This is a genomic window from Pseudoclavibacter sp. RFBA6 (assembly GCF_002931575.1).
GTDB classification, from domain to species: domain Bacteria; phylum Actinomycetota; class Actinomycetes; order Actinomycetales; family Microbacteriaceae; genus Pseudoclavibacter; species Pseudoclavibacter terrae.
The window spans coordinates 40858-55656 of the sequence record NZ_PSUA01000006.1 but is presented as its reverse complement, the minus strand read 5'-3'; the positions used below and the strand labels follow the sequence as shown (position 1 = coordinate 55656).

At 67.8% G+C, this 14799-nt stretch carries 11 protein-coding genes; all 11 read right to left on the bottom strand.

Annotation, left to right across the window (positions count from 1 at the left end; all coding sequences use genetic code 11):
* Positions 1-929: 929 nt before the first annotated feature.
* The 11 genes from serA to C5C17_RS05300 all read right to left on the bottom strand — a co-directional run bounded on the left by serA (position 930) and on the right by C5C17_RS05300 (position 14754).
* Entirely contained in the window at positions 930-2522 is a 1593-nt protein-coding gene (serA, locus tag C5C17_RS05350) for a phosphoglycerate dehydrogenase (protein ID WP_104252355.1), read from the bottom strand.
* Between the two features lie 182 nt (positions 2523-2704).
* The gene (ilvC, locus tag C5C17_RS05345) at positions 2705-3730 is read right to left on the bottom strand and encodes a ketol-acid reductoisomerase (protein ID WP_104252354.1); all 1026 of its coding nucleotides are present in this window, start codon (positions 3728-3730) and stop codon (positions 2705-2707) included.
* Between the two features lie 84 nt (positions 3731-3814).
* Positions 3815-4321, bottom strand: a complete 507-nt coding sequence (gene ilvN / locus C5C17_RS05340) for an acetolactate synthase small subunit (protein WP_104252353.1) — start codon at positions 4319-4321, stop codon at positions 3815-3817.
* A 3-nt stretch (positions 4322-4324) separates the two neighbouring features.
* On the bottom strand, positions 4325-6130 hold the full coding sequence (locus tag C5C17_RS05335) for an acetolactate synthase large subunit (RefSeq protein WP_104252352.1): 1806 nt from the start codon (positions 6128-6130) through the stop codon (positions 4325-4327).
* Between the two features lie 81 nt (positions 6131-6211).
* The gene (ilvD, locus tag C5C17_RS05330; protein ID WP_104252351.1) at positions 6212-7912 is read right to left on the bottom strand and encodes a dihydroxy-acid dehydratase; all 1701 of its coding nucleotides are present in this window, start codon (positions 7910-7912) and stop codon (positions 6212-6214) included.
* 50 nt (positions 7913-7962) lie between these two features.
* On the bottom strand, positions 7963-8463 hold the full coding sequence (gene mnhG / locus C5C17_RS05325) for a monovalent cation/H(+) antiporter subunit G (RefSeq protein WP_244296292.1): 501 nt from the start codon (positions 8461-8463) through the stop codon (positions 7963-7965).
* Complete coding sequence (locus C5C17_RS05320; protein ID WP_104252350.1) at positions 8450-8737, bottom strand: monovalent cation/H+ antiporter complex subunit F; 288 nt, start codon at positions 8735-8737, stop codon at positions 8450-8452. Before C5C17_RS05320 ends, mnhG begins: the two co-directional genes overlap by 14 nt.
* On the bottom strand, positions 8734-9441 hold the full coding sequence (locus C5C17_RS05315) for a Na+/H+ antiporter subunit E (protein ID WP_104252349.1): 708 nt from the start codon (positions 9439-9441) through the stop codon (positions 8734-8736). The genes C5C17_RS05320 and C5C17_RS05315 overlap by 4 nt, the downstream gene beginning before the upstream one ends.
* Positions 9438-11003, bottom strand: coding sequence for a Na+/H+ antiporter subunit D (locus tag C5C17_RS05310; protein WP_104252348.1), 1566 nt, complete (start codon positions 11001-11003; stop codon positions 9438-9440). Before C5C17_RS05310 ends, C5C17_RS05315 begins: the two co-directional genes overlap by 4 nt.
* Entirely contained in the window at positions 11000-11680 is a 681-nt protein-coding gene (locus C5C17_RS05305; protein WP_104252347.1) for a Na(+)/H(+) antiporter subunit C, read from the bottom strand. Before C5C17_RS05305 ends, C5C17_RS05310 begins: the two co-directional genes overlap by 4 nt.
* Complete coding sequence (locus C5C17_RS05300; protein WP_104252346.1) at positions 11677-14754, bottom strand: Na+/H+ antiporter subunit A; 3078 nt, start codon at positions 14752-14754, stop codon at positions 11677-11679. Before C5C17_RS05300 ends, C5C17_RS05305 begins: the two co-directional genes overlap by 4 nt.
* Positions 14755-14799: the final 45 nt, after the last annotated feature.

The following is a 14799-nucleotide window of genomic DNA, read 5'->3' as shown; positions in this document are numbered from 1 at the left end:
GCCACGCCCACCCCGCGCGCCACGCCCCCAACCCTCGCGCTCCATCGCTGCCCGGCGAGTCGCCCTACAGCCAGGCAGCCAGAGGGTCGATCGGCTTGCAGCGATCGCACCCGCCGGGTTCGACCTTCGTGCCAGCGCAGCGGCGTCCCGCTTGCGTGAAGGATGCGCCAAGACAGCCTCGCAAGAGCCCGCCGACCGGCATCCATCCCACGAGCTGGCCACCCGCCAGTTGGTCGTGCTACGAGCAGGCCGCGGCGCGAGTTGGCCACCCGCCAGTTGGTCGTGCCACGAGCCGGCCACGGCGACCATCCACGCCTCCCACCGAGGCTGACTTCGACCCCGGCCCCGGATCTCCGCGACTCGTCACCGAGCCTGCGTCGCTGCCAGCCAAATGGCCCCTCTGCCGACACCAAAAGGGCCACTTGACTGGCAGCGACTGGCGATGTTCTCCGCAAAAGGGCCACTTGACTGGCAGCGACTGGCGATGTTCTCCGCAAAAGGGCCACTTGACTGGCAGCGATCTGGGGCAGAGCGGGACGGCCAGAGCGCGTCACCGCAGCCGCCCACGCCTGGCCACGAGCACCCCTGCACCTCAGACGCGCATTCGACCCCGATCCGATCGAGTCGGCGCGGAGGCACGGTCCAAACTTGCATGGTGGATGCGCCAGCACCGCCCCGCAAAGACCCGCCGCCCCGTACTCATCCCGCGAGTTGGCCACGCCAGGCCGTCAGCGGCGCCGAGCCAGACGCCGCGACTTTCCACGCCCGCGGAACCCACACGCCTCCACGCCTCCACGCCCACATGCCCGCCATCCCGCGCCCGCGCCCGCATCCTGCGCCCAAAGAACAACGCTGCCTGCGTTCCAACCGCGGCGATCTCTCGCGGGGTTGGAAACGCAGACAGCGCTTTCGTGGGTGACGCGGGGCGTCTAGCTCTCGACGATGTCGATCTCGTGCAGCTCGGAGGCGCCGATCGCGTCGCGGAGGCGCGCGAGCAGCTCGTCGCTCGCTGGCTCGTCGATCGTGAGCACGGAGAGGGCCTGGCCGCCCTCTTCGTCGCGGGCGATCTGCATGCCGGCGATGTTGACGCCCGCCTCGCCGAGCGCGGCCCCGTAGAGTGCGACGACACCGGGGCGGTCGCTGTAGACCATGACGAGGTGGTGCGCGGCGAGCGGCACCTCGATGCTGTAGCCGTTGATGCCGACGAGCTTCTCGATCTGCTTCACGCCAGTGAGCGTGCCGGAGACGGAGACCGTCTTGCCGTCGCTGAGCGTGGCGCGCAGCGTGAGCACGTTGCGGTACTCGTCGCTGTCCTCGTCGACGTTCATACGCACGTCGAGGCCGCGCTCCTCCGCGAGGAGCGGCGCGTTCACGTAGGAGACCTGCTCGGTGACGATGTTCGTGAAGAACCCCTTGAGCGCAGCGAGGCGCAGCGCCTTCACCTCGTAGCGGGCGAGCTCGCCGTGCACCTCGATGTCGAGGGCGACGGGAGAGGCGCCGATGAGGCCCTGCAGGAACTGGCCGAGCTTCTCCATGAGCGGGATGCCGGGGCGCACGTACTCGTCGATGATGCCGCCGGCGACGTTGACCGCGTCCGGCACGAGCTCGCCGGCGAGGGCGAGGCGTACGGAGCGGGCGACGGAGACGCCGGCCTTCTCCTGCGCCTCGTCGGTGGATGCGCCGAGGTGCGGCGTGAGCTGCAGGTTGGGCTGGTCGAGGAGGTCGCGGTTCGATGGCGGCTCGGTGACGAACACGTCGAGGGCCGCGCCGGCGATCTTGCCGGACTCGAGGGCGTCGCGGAGCGCGTTCTCGTCGATGATGCCGCCGCGCGAGCAGTTGACGATGCGCAGCTCGGGCTTGGCGAGCGCGAACTCGGCTTCGCCGATGAGACCGGTGGTCTCGGGCGTGCGCGGGATGTGGATGGTGATGAAGTCGGACTGCGCCATGAGCTCTTCGAGGCTGAGGAGCTGCACGCCCAGCTGCGAGGCGCGGGCGGGCGTCACGTAGGGGTCGTAGGCGACGAGGTTCACGCCGAAGCCCTTGAGGCGGTCGACGACGAGCGTGCCGATGCGGCCGAGGCCGACGATGCCGATGGTCTTCTCGAACAGCTCGACGCCCGTGTACTTCGAGCGCTTCCAGTCGCCGGCCTTCATCGACGCGTTGGCGTTCGGGATGTGGCGGGCGAGCGAGATGATGTGGCCGACGGCGAGCTCGGCTGCCGAGGTGATGTTCGAGGTGGGCGCGTTGACGACCATGACGCCCGCCTTCGTGGCGGCGGGCGTGTCGACGTTGTCGAGGCCGACGCCGGCGCGGGCGATGATCTTCAGGTTGGGGGCCGCGGCGATCGCCTCGGCGTCCACCTGGGTCGCGCTGCGCACGAGGATCGCGTTGGCCTCGGCGAGGGCTTCGAGGAGCGCGGGACGATCGGTGCCGTCGACCTGGCGGACTTCGAAGTCGGGACCGAGCGCATCCACGGTTGCGGGGGAAAGCTGCTCGGCAAGCAGAACGACGGGCTTTGACACGTGAAGAATCCTCCAGTGGAGACAGGGAGTCTGCGGGCGCAGGCCGAGGCGATCCTATCGCGAGGCGCGCTTTCGGCCCCGCGCCGTCGTAACACTGAGCGCTCGAGCACGAAGAAGGGCCGGCCACGAGCGGATGCTCGGGCCGGCCCGACGCAGTTCATGACTGCGGACGGAAGTGGCGCTTAGCGCGCGACCTGTCCGTCGACGTAGTCGCTGTCGGTCTGCTTCCAGGCGAAGAGCTTGCGCAGCTCCTGGCCGGTCTTCTCGATGGGGTGCGACTCGCCCTTCTTGCGGAACTCGGCGAACTCGACGCCGCCGTTGTCCTGGTCGTCGATGAAGCGCTTCGCGAACGCGCCAGACTGGATGTCGGCGAGCACGGCCTGCATGTTGGCCTTGACGCTCGGGTCGATGACGCGGGGGCCGGAGACGTAGTCGCCGAACTCGGCCGTGTCGGAGACCGACCAGCGCTGCTTGGCGATGCCGCCCTCCCAGATGAGGTCGACGATGAGCTTGAGCTCGTGGAGCACCTCGAAGTAGGCGATCTCGGGCTGGTAGCCAGCCTCGGTGAGCGTCTCGAAGCCGTACTGGATGAGCTGCGACGTACCGCCGCAGAGCACAGCCTGCTCGCCGAAGAGGTCGGTCTCGGTCTCTTCCGTGAAGGTCGTCTTGATGACGCCGGCACGCGTGCCGCCGATGGCGGCAGCGTAGGAGAGGGCGGTGGCCCAGGCGGTGCCTGATGCGTCGTTCTCGACGGCGATGATGTCCGGGATGCCGCGGCCTGCGACGAATTCGCGGCGCACCGTGTGGCCGGGGGCCTTCGGGGCGACGAGGATGACGTCGACGCCTTCGGGAGCGTCGATGTAGCCGAAGCGGATGTTGAAGCCGTGCGCGAAGGCGAGGGTCTTGCCTGCGGTGAGCTTGTCCTTGACGCTGTCCGTGTAGATCGAGCGCTGGTGCTGGTCCGGCGCGAGGATCATGATGACGTCGGCCCACTCGGCCGCGTCGGCGACGTTCAGGACCTCGAAGCCGTCTTCCTGCGCCTTGGGGGCGGACTTCGAACCGTCCTTGAGGCCGATCTTGACCTCGACACCGGAGTCGCGGAGGTTCTGCGCGTGGGCGTGGCCCTGCGAGCCGTAGCCGACGATGGCTACCTTCTTGCCCTGGATGATGCTCAGGTCGGCGTCGGTGTCGTAGAGGATTTCAGCCACGTGTGTGCTCCTTGATTGTTGGCGTTTGGCTTGTGGGTTCTTCAGTGCCGGTCGGCACAGGTCGGGTGCGCGCTGGCCGGTGGCTCAGCGCGAGACCCGCTCGGTCATGGACTTGGATCCGCGCCCCACGGCGACGAGGCCGGACTGGACGATCTCGCGGATCCCGTACGGCTCGAGGACGCGCAGGAAGGCCTGCACCTTCCCGGTGTCGCCCGTGGTCTCGATGACCAGCGCGTCCGTTGCCACGTCGACGACGCGGGCCCGGAAGAGGTTGACGGCTTCGATGACCTGCGAGCGGGTCGCGGAGTCGACCTTGACCTTGACGAGCAGGTGCTCGCGCTGGACGGACGCGTCGTATTCGAGCTCGACGATCTTGATGACGTTGATGAGCTTGTTGAGCTGCTTCGTCACCTGCTCGAGCGGGAACTCCTCGACATCGACGACGACCGTGATGCGGGAGAGCCCGTCGACCTCGCTCGCGCCGACGGCAAGCGATTCGATGTTGAAGCCTCGGCGGGCGAACAGCCCGGCGACGCGTGTCAGCAGGCCTGGCTTGTCCTCCACGAGGAGGGAAAGGACGTGCTTCGACATGGTCTACTCCCCCTCGAAGGTCGGGCTGTGTTCTTTGGCGTACTGGACGAAGCTGTTCGAGACGCCCTGCGGCACCATCGGCCACACCATGGCGTCCGCGCTCACGACGAAGTCGATGACGACGCTGCGGTCGTTGGTCTCGAGCGCGAGCTTGATGGCGGCGTCGATCTCCTCTTCCTTCGTGACGCGGATGCCGAGCGCCCCGTAGGCGTCGGCGAGCTTCACGAAGTCGGGGATGCGGACCGTCTCGTGCCCCGTGTTCAGGTCGGTGTTCGAGTGGCGGCCGTCGTAGAAGAGGGTCTGCCACTGCCGCACCATGCCGAGCGACGAGTTGTTGATGATGGCGACCTTGATGGGGATGTCGTTGATGGCGCAGGTCGCGAGTTCCTGGTTCGTCATCTGGAAGCACCCGTCGCCGTCGATGGCCCACACCGTGCGGTGCGGCTCGGCGACCTTGGCGCCCATGGCTGCCGGGATGGCGTACCCCATGGTGCCGGCGCCGCCGGAGTTGAGCCACGCGTTGGGGCGTTCGTACTTGACGAACTGCGCTGCCCACATCTGGTGCTGCCCGACGCCTGCCGCGTAGATGGCTTCCGGCCCTGTGAGCTCGCTGATGCGCTGGATGATGCGCTGCGGTGAGAGGAGTCCGTCGCTCGGGTCGGTGTACCCGAGCGGGAACTCGGCCTTGAGGCCGTCGAGGTAGGTCCACCATTCGGCCAGGCGCTCCGTGTCGGCGGGCGCGTGGTCGGTGACGGCGGCGAGGAGGTCGATGGCGACCTCGCGTGCGTCGCCGACGATCGGCACGTCTGCGGTGCGGATCTTGGAGATCTCGGCGGGGTCGATGTCGACGTGGATGACCTTCGCGTTCGGCGCGAAGAGCGCCGCCTTGCCGGTCACGCGGTCGTCGAAGCGGGCGCCGATGGTGATGAGCAGGTCGGCTTCCTGCAGCGAGAGCACTGCGGGCACCGTGCCGTGCATGCCGGGCATGCCGAGCATCTGCGGGTGCGAGTCGGGGAACGCGCCGCGGGCCATGAGGGTCGTGACGGCGGGAGCCCCGGTCTTCTCGACGAGTCGCTGCACCTCCGCGGACGCGCCGGAGCGGACGATGCCTCCACCGAGGTAGAAGACGGGCTTCTTGGCCTGCGCGATGAGCTGCGCCGCGGCGAGGATCTGCTTGCCGTGGGCCTTGAGCACCGGGCGGTAGCCGGGCAGGTCGAGCTTCACGGGCCAGACGTACGGCGCCTTCTTCTGCTGCGCGTCCTTCGTGATGTCGACGAGCACGGGCCCCGGACGACCGGTCGAGGCGATGTGGTACGCGGCGGCGATGGCCGCCGGGATCTCCTCCGGCGTGCGCACGAGGATGCTGTGCTTCGTCACCGGCATGGTGATGCCGATGATGTCGGCTTCCTGGAAGGCGTCCGTGCCCATGAGGTGCGAGAACACCTGGCCGGTGATGGCGAGCAGCGGCACCGAGTCCATGTAGGCGTCGGCGATGGCGGTCACGAGGTTCGTGGCGCCGGGCCCGCTCGTCGCGATGCACACGCCGGTCTTGCCGCTCGCCGAGGCGTAGCCTTCGGCGGCGTGGCCCGCGCCCTGCTCGTGGCGGACGAGGATGTGGCGCAGCTTCGTGCTGTCGAGCAGCGGGTCGTACACCTCGATGATGGCGCCACCCGGCAGTCCGAAGACGTCCGTGACCCCGAGGTTCTCGAGCGTGCGGACGACAGCCTGGGCTCCGGTCAGCATCTCGGGCTCGTGCCCAGCGGAGGGTGATGACGCCGCGGCGATGCGGGCGGCAGTTTCCTGCGTCATGAGATCCGTTCTTCTTCGTGCTCGATGACTCGAGCGCAGTCGATGAGGCGCAGCCCGTGATCAGAGTCGAGACTCTGGGGGCTAGCCCGTGGTCGCGCCCTCGGACGCGCTGCGGACGAGCTTCGAGTATTTCGCAAGCACGCCGCGCGTGAACTTCGGAGGGAGGGGTTCCCAGCCTTCTCGGCGGGAGGCGAGCTCAGCGTCGTCGACGAGTAGGTCGATCGAGCGAGCCGCGATGTCGACCCGAATCAGATCTCCACTGCGGACGAAAGCGATAGGACCTTGGTCGACCGCTTCCGGTGCAATGTGGCCGATGCACAGGCCGGTTGTGCCGCCTGAGAATCGTCCGTCCGTCAAGAGTAGTACATCCTTGCCGAGCCCGGCGCCCTTGATGGCCGCCGTGATGGCGAGCATCTCGCGCATGCCGGGTCCGCCCTTGGGGCCTTCGTAGCGGATGACGATGACGTCGCCCGCTTCGATCTCCCCGTTGGTGAGGGCATCCATCGCGCCACGCTCGCGCTCGAACACGCGGGCCGGCCCCTCGAAGACGTCTGCGTCGAAGCCGGCCGTCTTCACGACGGCACCCTCGGGTGCCAGCGAGCCGTGCAGGACCGTGATGCCGCCCGTCGCGTGGATGGGGTTGTCGATCGTGTGCACGACGTCGCCGTCGACCGGGTCCGGGTTGAGGTCGCGGAGGTTCTCGGCGAGCGTCTTGCCCGTGACGGTGAGCGCGTCGCCGTGCATGAGGCCCTCGTCGAGGAGCGCCTTCATGACGACGGGGATGCCGCCGTGGCGGTCGACGTCGTTCATGACGTACTTGCCGAACGGCTTCATGTCGGCGATGTGCGGAACCTTGTCGCCGATGCGGTTGAAGTCGTGCAGGGTGACGTCGACCTGCGCCTCGCGGGCGATCGCGAGGAGGTGGAGCACGACGTTGGTCGAGCCGCCGAGCGCCATCGCGAGCGCGATGGCGTTCTCGAACGCCTCCTTCGTGAGGATGTCGCCAGTCGTGATGCCCTGGCGCAGCAGGTTGACGACGGCCTCGCCCGAGCGGTGCGCGAACGCGTCGCGGCGCCGGTCTGCCGCAGCCGGAGCGGCCGATCCAGGCAGGCTGAGGCCAAGCGCCTCGGCGACGGACGCCATCGTGTTCGCCGTGTACATGCCGCCGCAGGCGCCCTCGCCCGGGGCGAACGCGCACTCGATGCGCTTCAGGTCGGCCTCGGACATCTTGCCGGCCTTGCACGCGCCGACTGCCTCGAAGGAGTCGATGATCGTGATGTCCTTCTCGGTGCCGTCCGAGAGCTTGACCCAGCCGGGTGCGATGGACCCCGCGTAGAGGAACACGCTGGAGAGGTTCAGGCGGGCGGAGGCCATGAGCATGCCGGGGATCGACTTGTCGCATCCCGCGAGCAGCACGGTGCCGTCGAGGCGCTCCGCCATGACCACCGTCTCGACGGAGTCGGCGATGACCTCACGCGAGACGAGGGAGAAGTGCATGCCCTCGTGGCCCATGGAGATGCCGTCGGAGACCGAGACGGTGCCGAACTGCAGCGGGTAGCCGCCACCCGAGTGGACGCCTTCCTTGGCGCCCTGGGCGAGGCGGTCGAGGGAGAGGTTGCACGGCGTGATCTCGTTCCACGAGGACGCGATGCCGATCTGCGGCTTGTCCCAGTCTTCGTCGCCCATGCCGACCGCGCGGAGCATGCCCCGCGAGGTGGTGGCTTCGATGCCGTCGGTGACGACCCGACTGCGTGGCTTGATGTCGACTTCTGGCTCAGGCATGCCCGCCATTCTACGCCGCGGAGAAGGTCGACCTGCGCCGAGGGGAGCGCCTACTTCTCGCCGTGCCCGAGACCCTCGTGCTCGGGCGCCGGTTCCTTCTCCGGTTCCCCGGTCCGCACGGCCTGCGCGCGCGTCAGCTCGTCGTCGGTTCGGCGCTGGGCGCGCTCGACTGCCGCTGAGAGCTCGTCGACATACAGCGACACGTTGTCGAACTGCCGACTGCGGTAGCCGGCTCGAGCGAGCATCGTCGCGCCAGCCGGGGTCGTGAGCATCTGGAAGAACATGATCGGGATGAGGAACAGGATCGTGGGCAGGTGCGTCTGCTGCACGGCCAGGCCGATGAGCAGGAACATGAGGCCCGCGATCTGCGGCTTCGTCTGCGCGTGCATCCGCATGAGCACGTCGGAGAAGCGCATGAGGCCGACACCGGCGGCGAGGGACAGGATGGCTCCCAGCCCGAGGCACACGAGGGAGACGACGTCGAGCGCATCCAGCGGGCCGTTCTCCACGAGGAGGCCGCCGGACGCGAACAGCAGGTCAGAAGCGCTCACTGGCGTTCGCCTCCTGTCGGGTGACGTGCCTGGCCACGGCGACCGATGCGATGAACGCCGTCATCGCGAGCGCCAGCACGAGCGGGATCGTGTCGGTGTGTCCGCGGATGATCATGTCGGCGACGAGCACGCAGATGAGGATCGTGAGGAGCGCATCGGACGCGACCATGCGGTCGACGATGGACGGGCCGCGGATGATGCGGATCACCGCGAGGAGCGCCGCGACCGCGAACATCGTCCCGAAGATCCAGACGAGGACGTCGATGACCATCATGCGCGGCCCTCCTTCGCTGCTGAAGCGCCCGCGGATGAGCCCTTGACGACGACGGGCGTGTCATGCGCGAACTGCTTGTCGCGGATCGCCTCGTGCTTCTTCTGCGCCGGCGACTGGCCGATGGAACCGAGGCCACGACGCACGCGGTCGCGGTTGACCCGCCAGAGGTCATCGCGGGTTCCGAGCGCGAGCGCGAGCCCCTCCTCCACGTCGAGCGCCAGAGCCTTGACCGATTCGACGGACTCGTCGGTCGAGGCGTCCAGCACGTGCAGGTAGAGCACGGAGTGCATCCGGTCGACTTCGACGACCATGGAGCCTGGGATGAGCATGTTGACCTCGGCCGTCAGCGTGAGGATGAAGTCGCTGCGCGTGCGCAGCTGCACCGAGACCACGGAGCCGAGCGGCGGCTTCGCTGGCCGGAACGCCAGCCACGCGACGATGAACGACGCGCTGACGAGGCGGTACATGAACTTCACGAAGAAGACGAGCGTCCACCACAGGTTGATGCGACCGGAGAGGTCGACGGCGGGCAGGTAGAAGACCTCGACGATGATGACCGAGAAGATGATCCCGGTGACGACGCTGATGACGTCGACGTGGCCCCACAGCACGAGCCAGAACGCGACGAGCGCGAGCAGCAGCGGCAGCTGGACGAGGATGGCGTGGCGCCTGGGCTTGCGGGCGCTGCCGTCGTTCACCTTCATGGCTTGAGCACCTCCCCGTTGGAGACCGAGCTGATGTACTCGGCCGGGAACAGATCGAACGCGGCCGTCTCGGACCACTCGTAGATGGGCCCGGCGAAGATCGTGATGGCGACGCTCACGGCGACCATGGTGGTCGTCGCGATGGTCATGAGCCGCGACGACGACTTCGTCTCGGTGACGACCGCCGACTCGGGAGTGTCGGAGATGCGCTCCGTCATCGGCGAGGAGAAGTCGACGACCTGCTCCTGCGTCCGCCAGAAGCCGAGGTTCCAGACGCGGATCAGCGCGTACAGGGTGAGGAGGCTCGTGACGGCGCCGGCTCCGATGAGGACGTAGCTGAGCACGCTGCCCTGGGCGGCGCCCGCCGTGAAGAGGCCGAGCTTCCCGATGAAGCCCGAGAACGGCGGGATGCCGCCGAGGTTGAGCATCGGGATGAAGAACAGCACGGCCACGAACGGCGCGCGCTTGAGCATCCCGCCCAGGTGGGTCAGCGACGAGGAGCCCGCGATGCGTTCGATGAGCCCCGTCACGAGGAACAGGGCGGTCTGCACGATGATGTGGTGGACGATGTAGAACACCGTTGCGGCGTACCCGAGCTCGGTGCCGAGAGCGACGCCGAAGATCATGTAGCCGATGTGGCTGACGAGGGTGAACGACAGCATTCGTCGGATGCCGGCCTGGGCCACCGCGCCGAGGATGCCGACGATCATCGTGAGGAGGGCGATGACCATGAGCAGCACGGAGATGTCGTTGTCCCAGAACAGCAGCGTCTCCGTCCGCAGGATCGCGTACACGCCGACCTTGGTCAGCAGGCCCGCGAACACCGCCGTGACCGGCGCTGGTGCTGAAGGGTACGAGTCCGGCAGCCAGAAGGACAAGGGGAACAGCGCGGCCTTGATCGCAAAGGCGATGAGGAGCGGCATGTGCAGCATGAGCTGCACGTCCTGCGGAAGCTCGGCCATGCGAACCGCGATCTCCGCGAAGTTCACCGTGCCGACGGCACCGTAGATGAGCGCGATCGACCCGAGGAAGATGAAGGAGGAGACCAGGCTCACGACGATGTACGTGACACCAGCCTTGATCCGCTCCGTGGTTCCGCCGAGCGTGATGAGCACGAAGCTCGACACGAGCAGGATCTCGAAGCCCACGTACATGTTGAAGAGGTCACCGGCGATGAAGGCGTTGTAGACGCCCGCGGAGAGCACGAGGTAGGTCGGGTAGAAGATCGAGACCGGCGTCTCGTCGTCGCCGTCCGCCGCGCCCTGGCCGATCGAGAAGGCCATCACCGCGAGCAGCACGATGCTCGTGACGACGACGAGCATCGCCGACAGCTGGTCGACGACGAGCGAGATGCCGAACGGCGCGAGCCAGCCGCCACCCTGGACGACCAGCGCCTCGCCTGACGTGGTGACCGCGACGAGCAATCCGATGCTGACGCCGAGCGCCAGCACGAGCGTCGCCTGGGCGATGAAGATCTGGAGGCGCGCCGCTCGGGCGGCGGTCAGCGCCAGGGCCGCGCCGATGAGGGGCACGAGCACGATGAGGGGAACGAGCCAGGTCATGAGCGGTCCCCCTCTCCTGCGGTGTCGTCGTTGCGGTCTTCGTGGTCGTCGGCCCCGGAGTCGAGCCCGACTTCGCCGGGCCGCGCGTCCTGCTCGCCGTCCGAGTCCTGCTCCCCTGCCCGGAACTCCTCGAGCTCCTCGTGGCGGTTCATGGGCTCCGTCGCCTTTCGCGAGACCTCCGCGAACGACTCCTTGCCCGGGTCTGCGGTTGCCCCTTCAGCCATGGCGATGCGCGCCGTCGAGACGGCGGTCTCCGCGTACTGGCCGAACTCGGTGTCGCCCGATTCGTCCTCGTCGAACTCCTCGTCGTCCTGCGAGAGGTCGGCGGTGCGCATCGCGATGTCTTCTTCGTCGTCGCTCACGGTATCCGCCTGCGCGAGTCGCCAGGAGCGGTAGATGAGGGCGAGCATGAACGCGGTCACGCCGAAGGTGATGACGATGGCGGTGAGGATGAACGCCTGCGGGAGCGGGTCGGAGTAGTCCTCCGGCGCGATGTCTGCGTCGTAGATGGGGGCGAACCCGAAGCTGCCCGACATGAAGAAGATGAGGATGTTCGTGGCGTTGCCGACGAGCAGGATGCCGAGGAGCATGCGCGTGAGGCTGCGCTCGAGGAGCAGGTAGACGCCGCACGCGTAGAGCACGGCCATGCCGACGAGCAGCACGAGGGACAGAGTCACGAGCGGGTCACCTCCTCGGATTCGACGGGTTCGATGTCGGTCTGATCTGCTTCGACCTCTTCGTTGACTCGGGCGAGCGCCCCGGTGTTGTATCCCGTCTCGCCGCCGGCCGAAGCCGCATCCTGCAGGCCGTCGTGCTCAGCTGCCGAGTCGGAGTCGGGGGACGCGTCCTGTTCGATCTGCAGGTCGATCTCCGAACCGAGTGAGCGCAGGATGTCGATGACCAGCGCGATGACGATGAGGTACACACCGATGTCGAACACGGTGGAGGTCACGAAGACGAACTGGCCGATGCCAGGGATCTCCTGATCTATCCAGGAGGAGGTGAACGGTGCCTGGCCGAAGAAGATCGGTACGAGCGCCGTGAGCGTCGCGAGCAGGAAGCCGATGCCGAGCAGTCGACCCGCATCCACCTTCACCGCCTCGTCGAGCTCGGCCCTGCCCCCGGCCAGGTAGCGCGCGACGAGCGCGAGGCTCGCGACGGCACCGCCAGCGAACCCACCGCCCGGGGTGTTGTGGCCGGTGAAGAGCAGGAACAGCGACGCGATGAGCAGCGCGTGGAACACGAGCCGGACGACGACCTCGAGGATGATCGAGCGGTTGCTCGGGGCGAGCGACTTGCCTGCGATGAGCCAGACCTTGCGGCGCTCCCCCTGCAGCTTGTCGGCCCGGCCGAGCTTCTGCCCGGCCGCGCTCACGGCGGCGAGGTCGATGGGTTCGGTGACGGGTCGGGATGCGCGCAGGAAGCGGGGGCCTCTGGCCGCGTCGACCCTGGAGCGTCCGCGGTTGTTGAGGTAGACGAGGCTCGCGACGCCGGTCGCGGCTGCGATCAGCACGGAGAGCTCGCCCATGGTGTCCCAGCCGCGGATGTCGACGAGCGTGACGTTCACGATGTTGGAGCCGTGCCCGCCCTTGAACGCGAACTCGGGGAACTGCAGGGAGTCCGTCGGAGCCTGGCGCGACGCGAGCGAGATCCACGCGACGACGGCCATGACGATGCCGACGGCACCGCCGATGAGCCAGCGCAACCACGACGCAGGGTTCTTGAGGGCCTTGCCGTGGCGGGCGGGAAGCCTGCGCAGCACGAGCACGAACACGACGAGCGTGATGGTCTCGATGAGCGCCTGCGTCATGGCGAGGTCGGGAGCCCCGGAGAGCGCGAAGAGGGCGGCCATGCCGTATCCCGTGACGCCCACGAGGATCACGCCCTGGAAGCGCTTCTCCGAGGTGGTCACGAAGAACGCCGCGAGGATCATGATCAGGATGATCGCGATCTCCTGCCAGCGGATCTCGGTCTCGAAGGCCGGGACGGGGGTGTCCATGGTCACGAGCGTGAAGACGGACGCCACGACGAACATGATGAAGATCGATGCGAGGTAGAAGGGCAGGGAGCCGCGCTGGGTCGTTGCCGTCGTGCGCGCCGCGATGACGTCCACGACTCGCATCGTGGTCCAGTAGCCGCGGGACGACTCGATGAGCGGAGGCACCTTCGCCTGTGCGCGGGCAACCCCGTCGCGCCAGACGAACAGCAGGCCACCGACGATGAACGTGCCGATCGTGATGAAGAGCGCCGGCTCGAACCCGTGCCAGAGCGCCAGGTGGTACGGCTTGACTCCGGGAAGCTCCGGCAGCGTGTCCGCGTACATCGAGAGCACCGGGTCGACGAGACCGGACGCGAAGCCCAGGCCGAGCGAAGCGGCGACGAGGATGAGCGGGGAGAACATGAAGTCGAGGTGCTCGGGCACGTAGCGCACCCGCTCGACGTCCGGCTTCGACGCGAAGGCCCCGAAGAGGAACCGGGCCGAGTAGGCGACCGTGAACGCGGTGCCGATGATGACGCCGATGAGCGCGATCCACCCCCACACGCTCCCGGCCTCGCCCGCTTCGAGGAGCGCCGTGAGGATCGCTTCCTTGGCGACGAACGTGAACATCGGGGGCACGCCGGCCATAGCCGCGATCGCCAGCGCCGTCATCCAGAACAGGACGGGCGCCGCCTTCGCGAGCCCGGACAGCTTGCGGATGTCTCGGGTTCCCGTGCGGTGGTCGATCATGCCGACGATGAGGAAGAGCGCGGCCTTGAAGCAGGCGTGCGCGATGACCATGGCCAGGCCCGCGAGCGCCGCATCCCGCGTGCCGAAGGCGACGACGATCGTCATGAAGCCGAGCTGGCTGACAGTGCCGTAGGCGAGGATCAGCTTCAGGTCGTGCTGGCGCAGCGAGCGCCACCCGCCGATGAGCATCGTCGCGATGCCGATCGTGACGAGCACCTCTCGCCACCCTGGCATCTCGGCGAAGCCGGGCGCGAGGCGGGCGATGAGGTAGATGCCGGCCTTCACCATGGCCGCGGCGTGCAGGTACGCGCTCACCGGTGTCGGAGCGGCCATCGCCGCAGGCAGCCAGAAGTGGAACGGAGCGAGTGCCGACTTCGTGACGGCGCCCGAGAGCACGAGCATCACGGCGGTGATCGTGAACCCGTCGAACTCGGGCGGGTTGGCGATGATCTCGGAGAGCAGCGTCGTGCCGGTCGAGGCGTGCAGCATGACGAGGCCGACGAGCATGGCCAGGCCGCCGAGCGTCGTGACGAGCAGCGCCTGCATGGCGGCACCGCGGCTCGCGCGCTTCGACGAGTAGTGGCCGATGAGGAGGAACGAGAGCACGCTCGTCGCCTCCCAGAAGATGAAGAGGAGGTAGATGTCGTCGGCGAGGACCAAGCCGAACATGACGCCCGCGAACGCCAGCAGCACCGCGGCGAAGCGCCCGAGGTCGGGCTCGTCTGGCTTGAAGTAGCGGCCGCAGTAGACGAGCACGAGCGCGCCGATGCCGGTGACGATGAGCGTCATGATCCACGCCAGCACGTCCATGCGCATGGCGATGGCGACATCGATCTGCGGGATCCAGGGGACGCTCTCGACGAGCACCTCGCCGCTCAGGATGCGCGGGCCGAGCAGCGCAGTCCAGACGAAGGCGGCGGCGGGGATGGCGGCGGCGGCGAGGAACGTCACGTTCCGGAGCCACCTGTGGAGCACTGGGATGAGGATGCTCGCGCCGAGGAAGATAGCCAGGAACGCGATCATTCGGCCTCCTGGAGCTCATGCAGCGGTGTGGACAAGTAGATTTTA

Coding starts and splice junctions, on each gene's coding strand:
- C5C17_RS05310 (WP_104252348.1), bottom strand. CDS start 11,003: ATGACCTGGCTCGTTCCCCTCATCGTGCTCGTGCCCCTCATCGGCGCG.
- C5C17_RS05300 (WP_104252346.1), bottom strand. CDS start 14,754: ATGATCGCGTTCCTGGCTATCTTCCTCGGCGCGAGCATCCTCATCCCA.
- C5C17_RS05335 (WP_104252352.1), bottom strand. CDS start 6,130: ATGACGCAGGAAACTGCCGCCCGCATCGCCGCGGCGTCATCACCCTCC.
- ilvN (WP_104252353.1), bottom strand. CDS start 4,321: ATGTCGAAGCACGTCCTTTCCCTCCTCGTGGAGGACAAGCCAGGCCTG.
- ilvD (WP_104252351.1), bottom strand. CDS start 7,912: ATGCCTGAGCCAGAAGTCGACATCAAGCCACGCAGTCGGGTCGTCACC.
- C5C17_RS05315 (WP_104252349.1), bottom strand. CDS start 9,441: ATGAAGGTGAACGACGGCAGCGCCCGCAAGCCCAGGCGCCACGCCATC.
- C5C17_RS05320 (WP_104252350.1), bottom strand. CDS start 8,737: ATGATGGTCATCGACGTCCTCGTCTGGATCTTCGGGACGATGTTCGCG.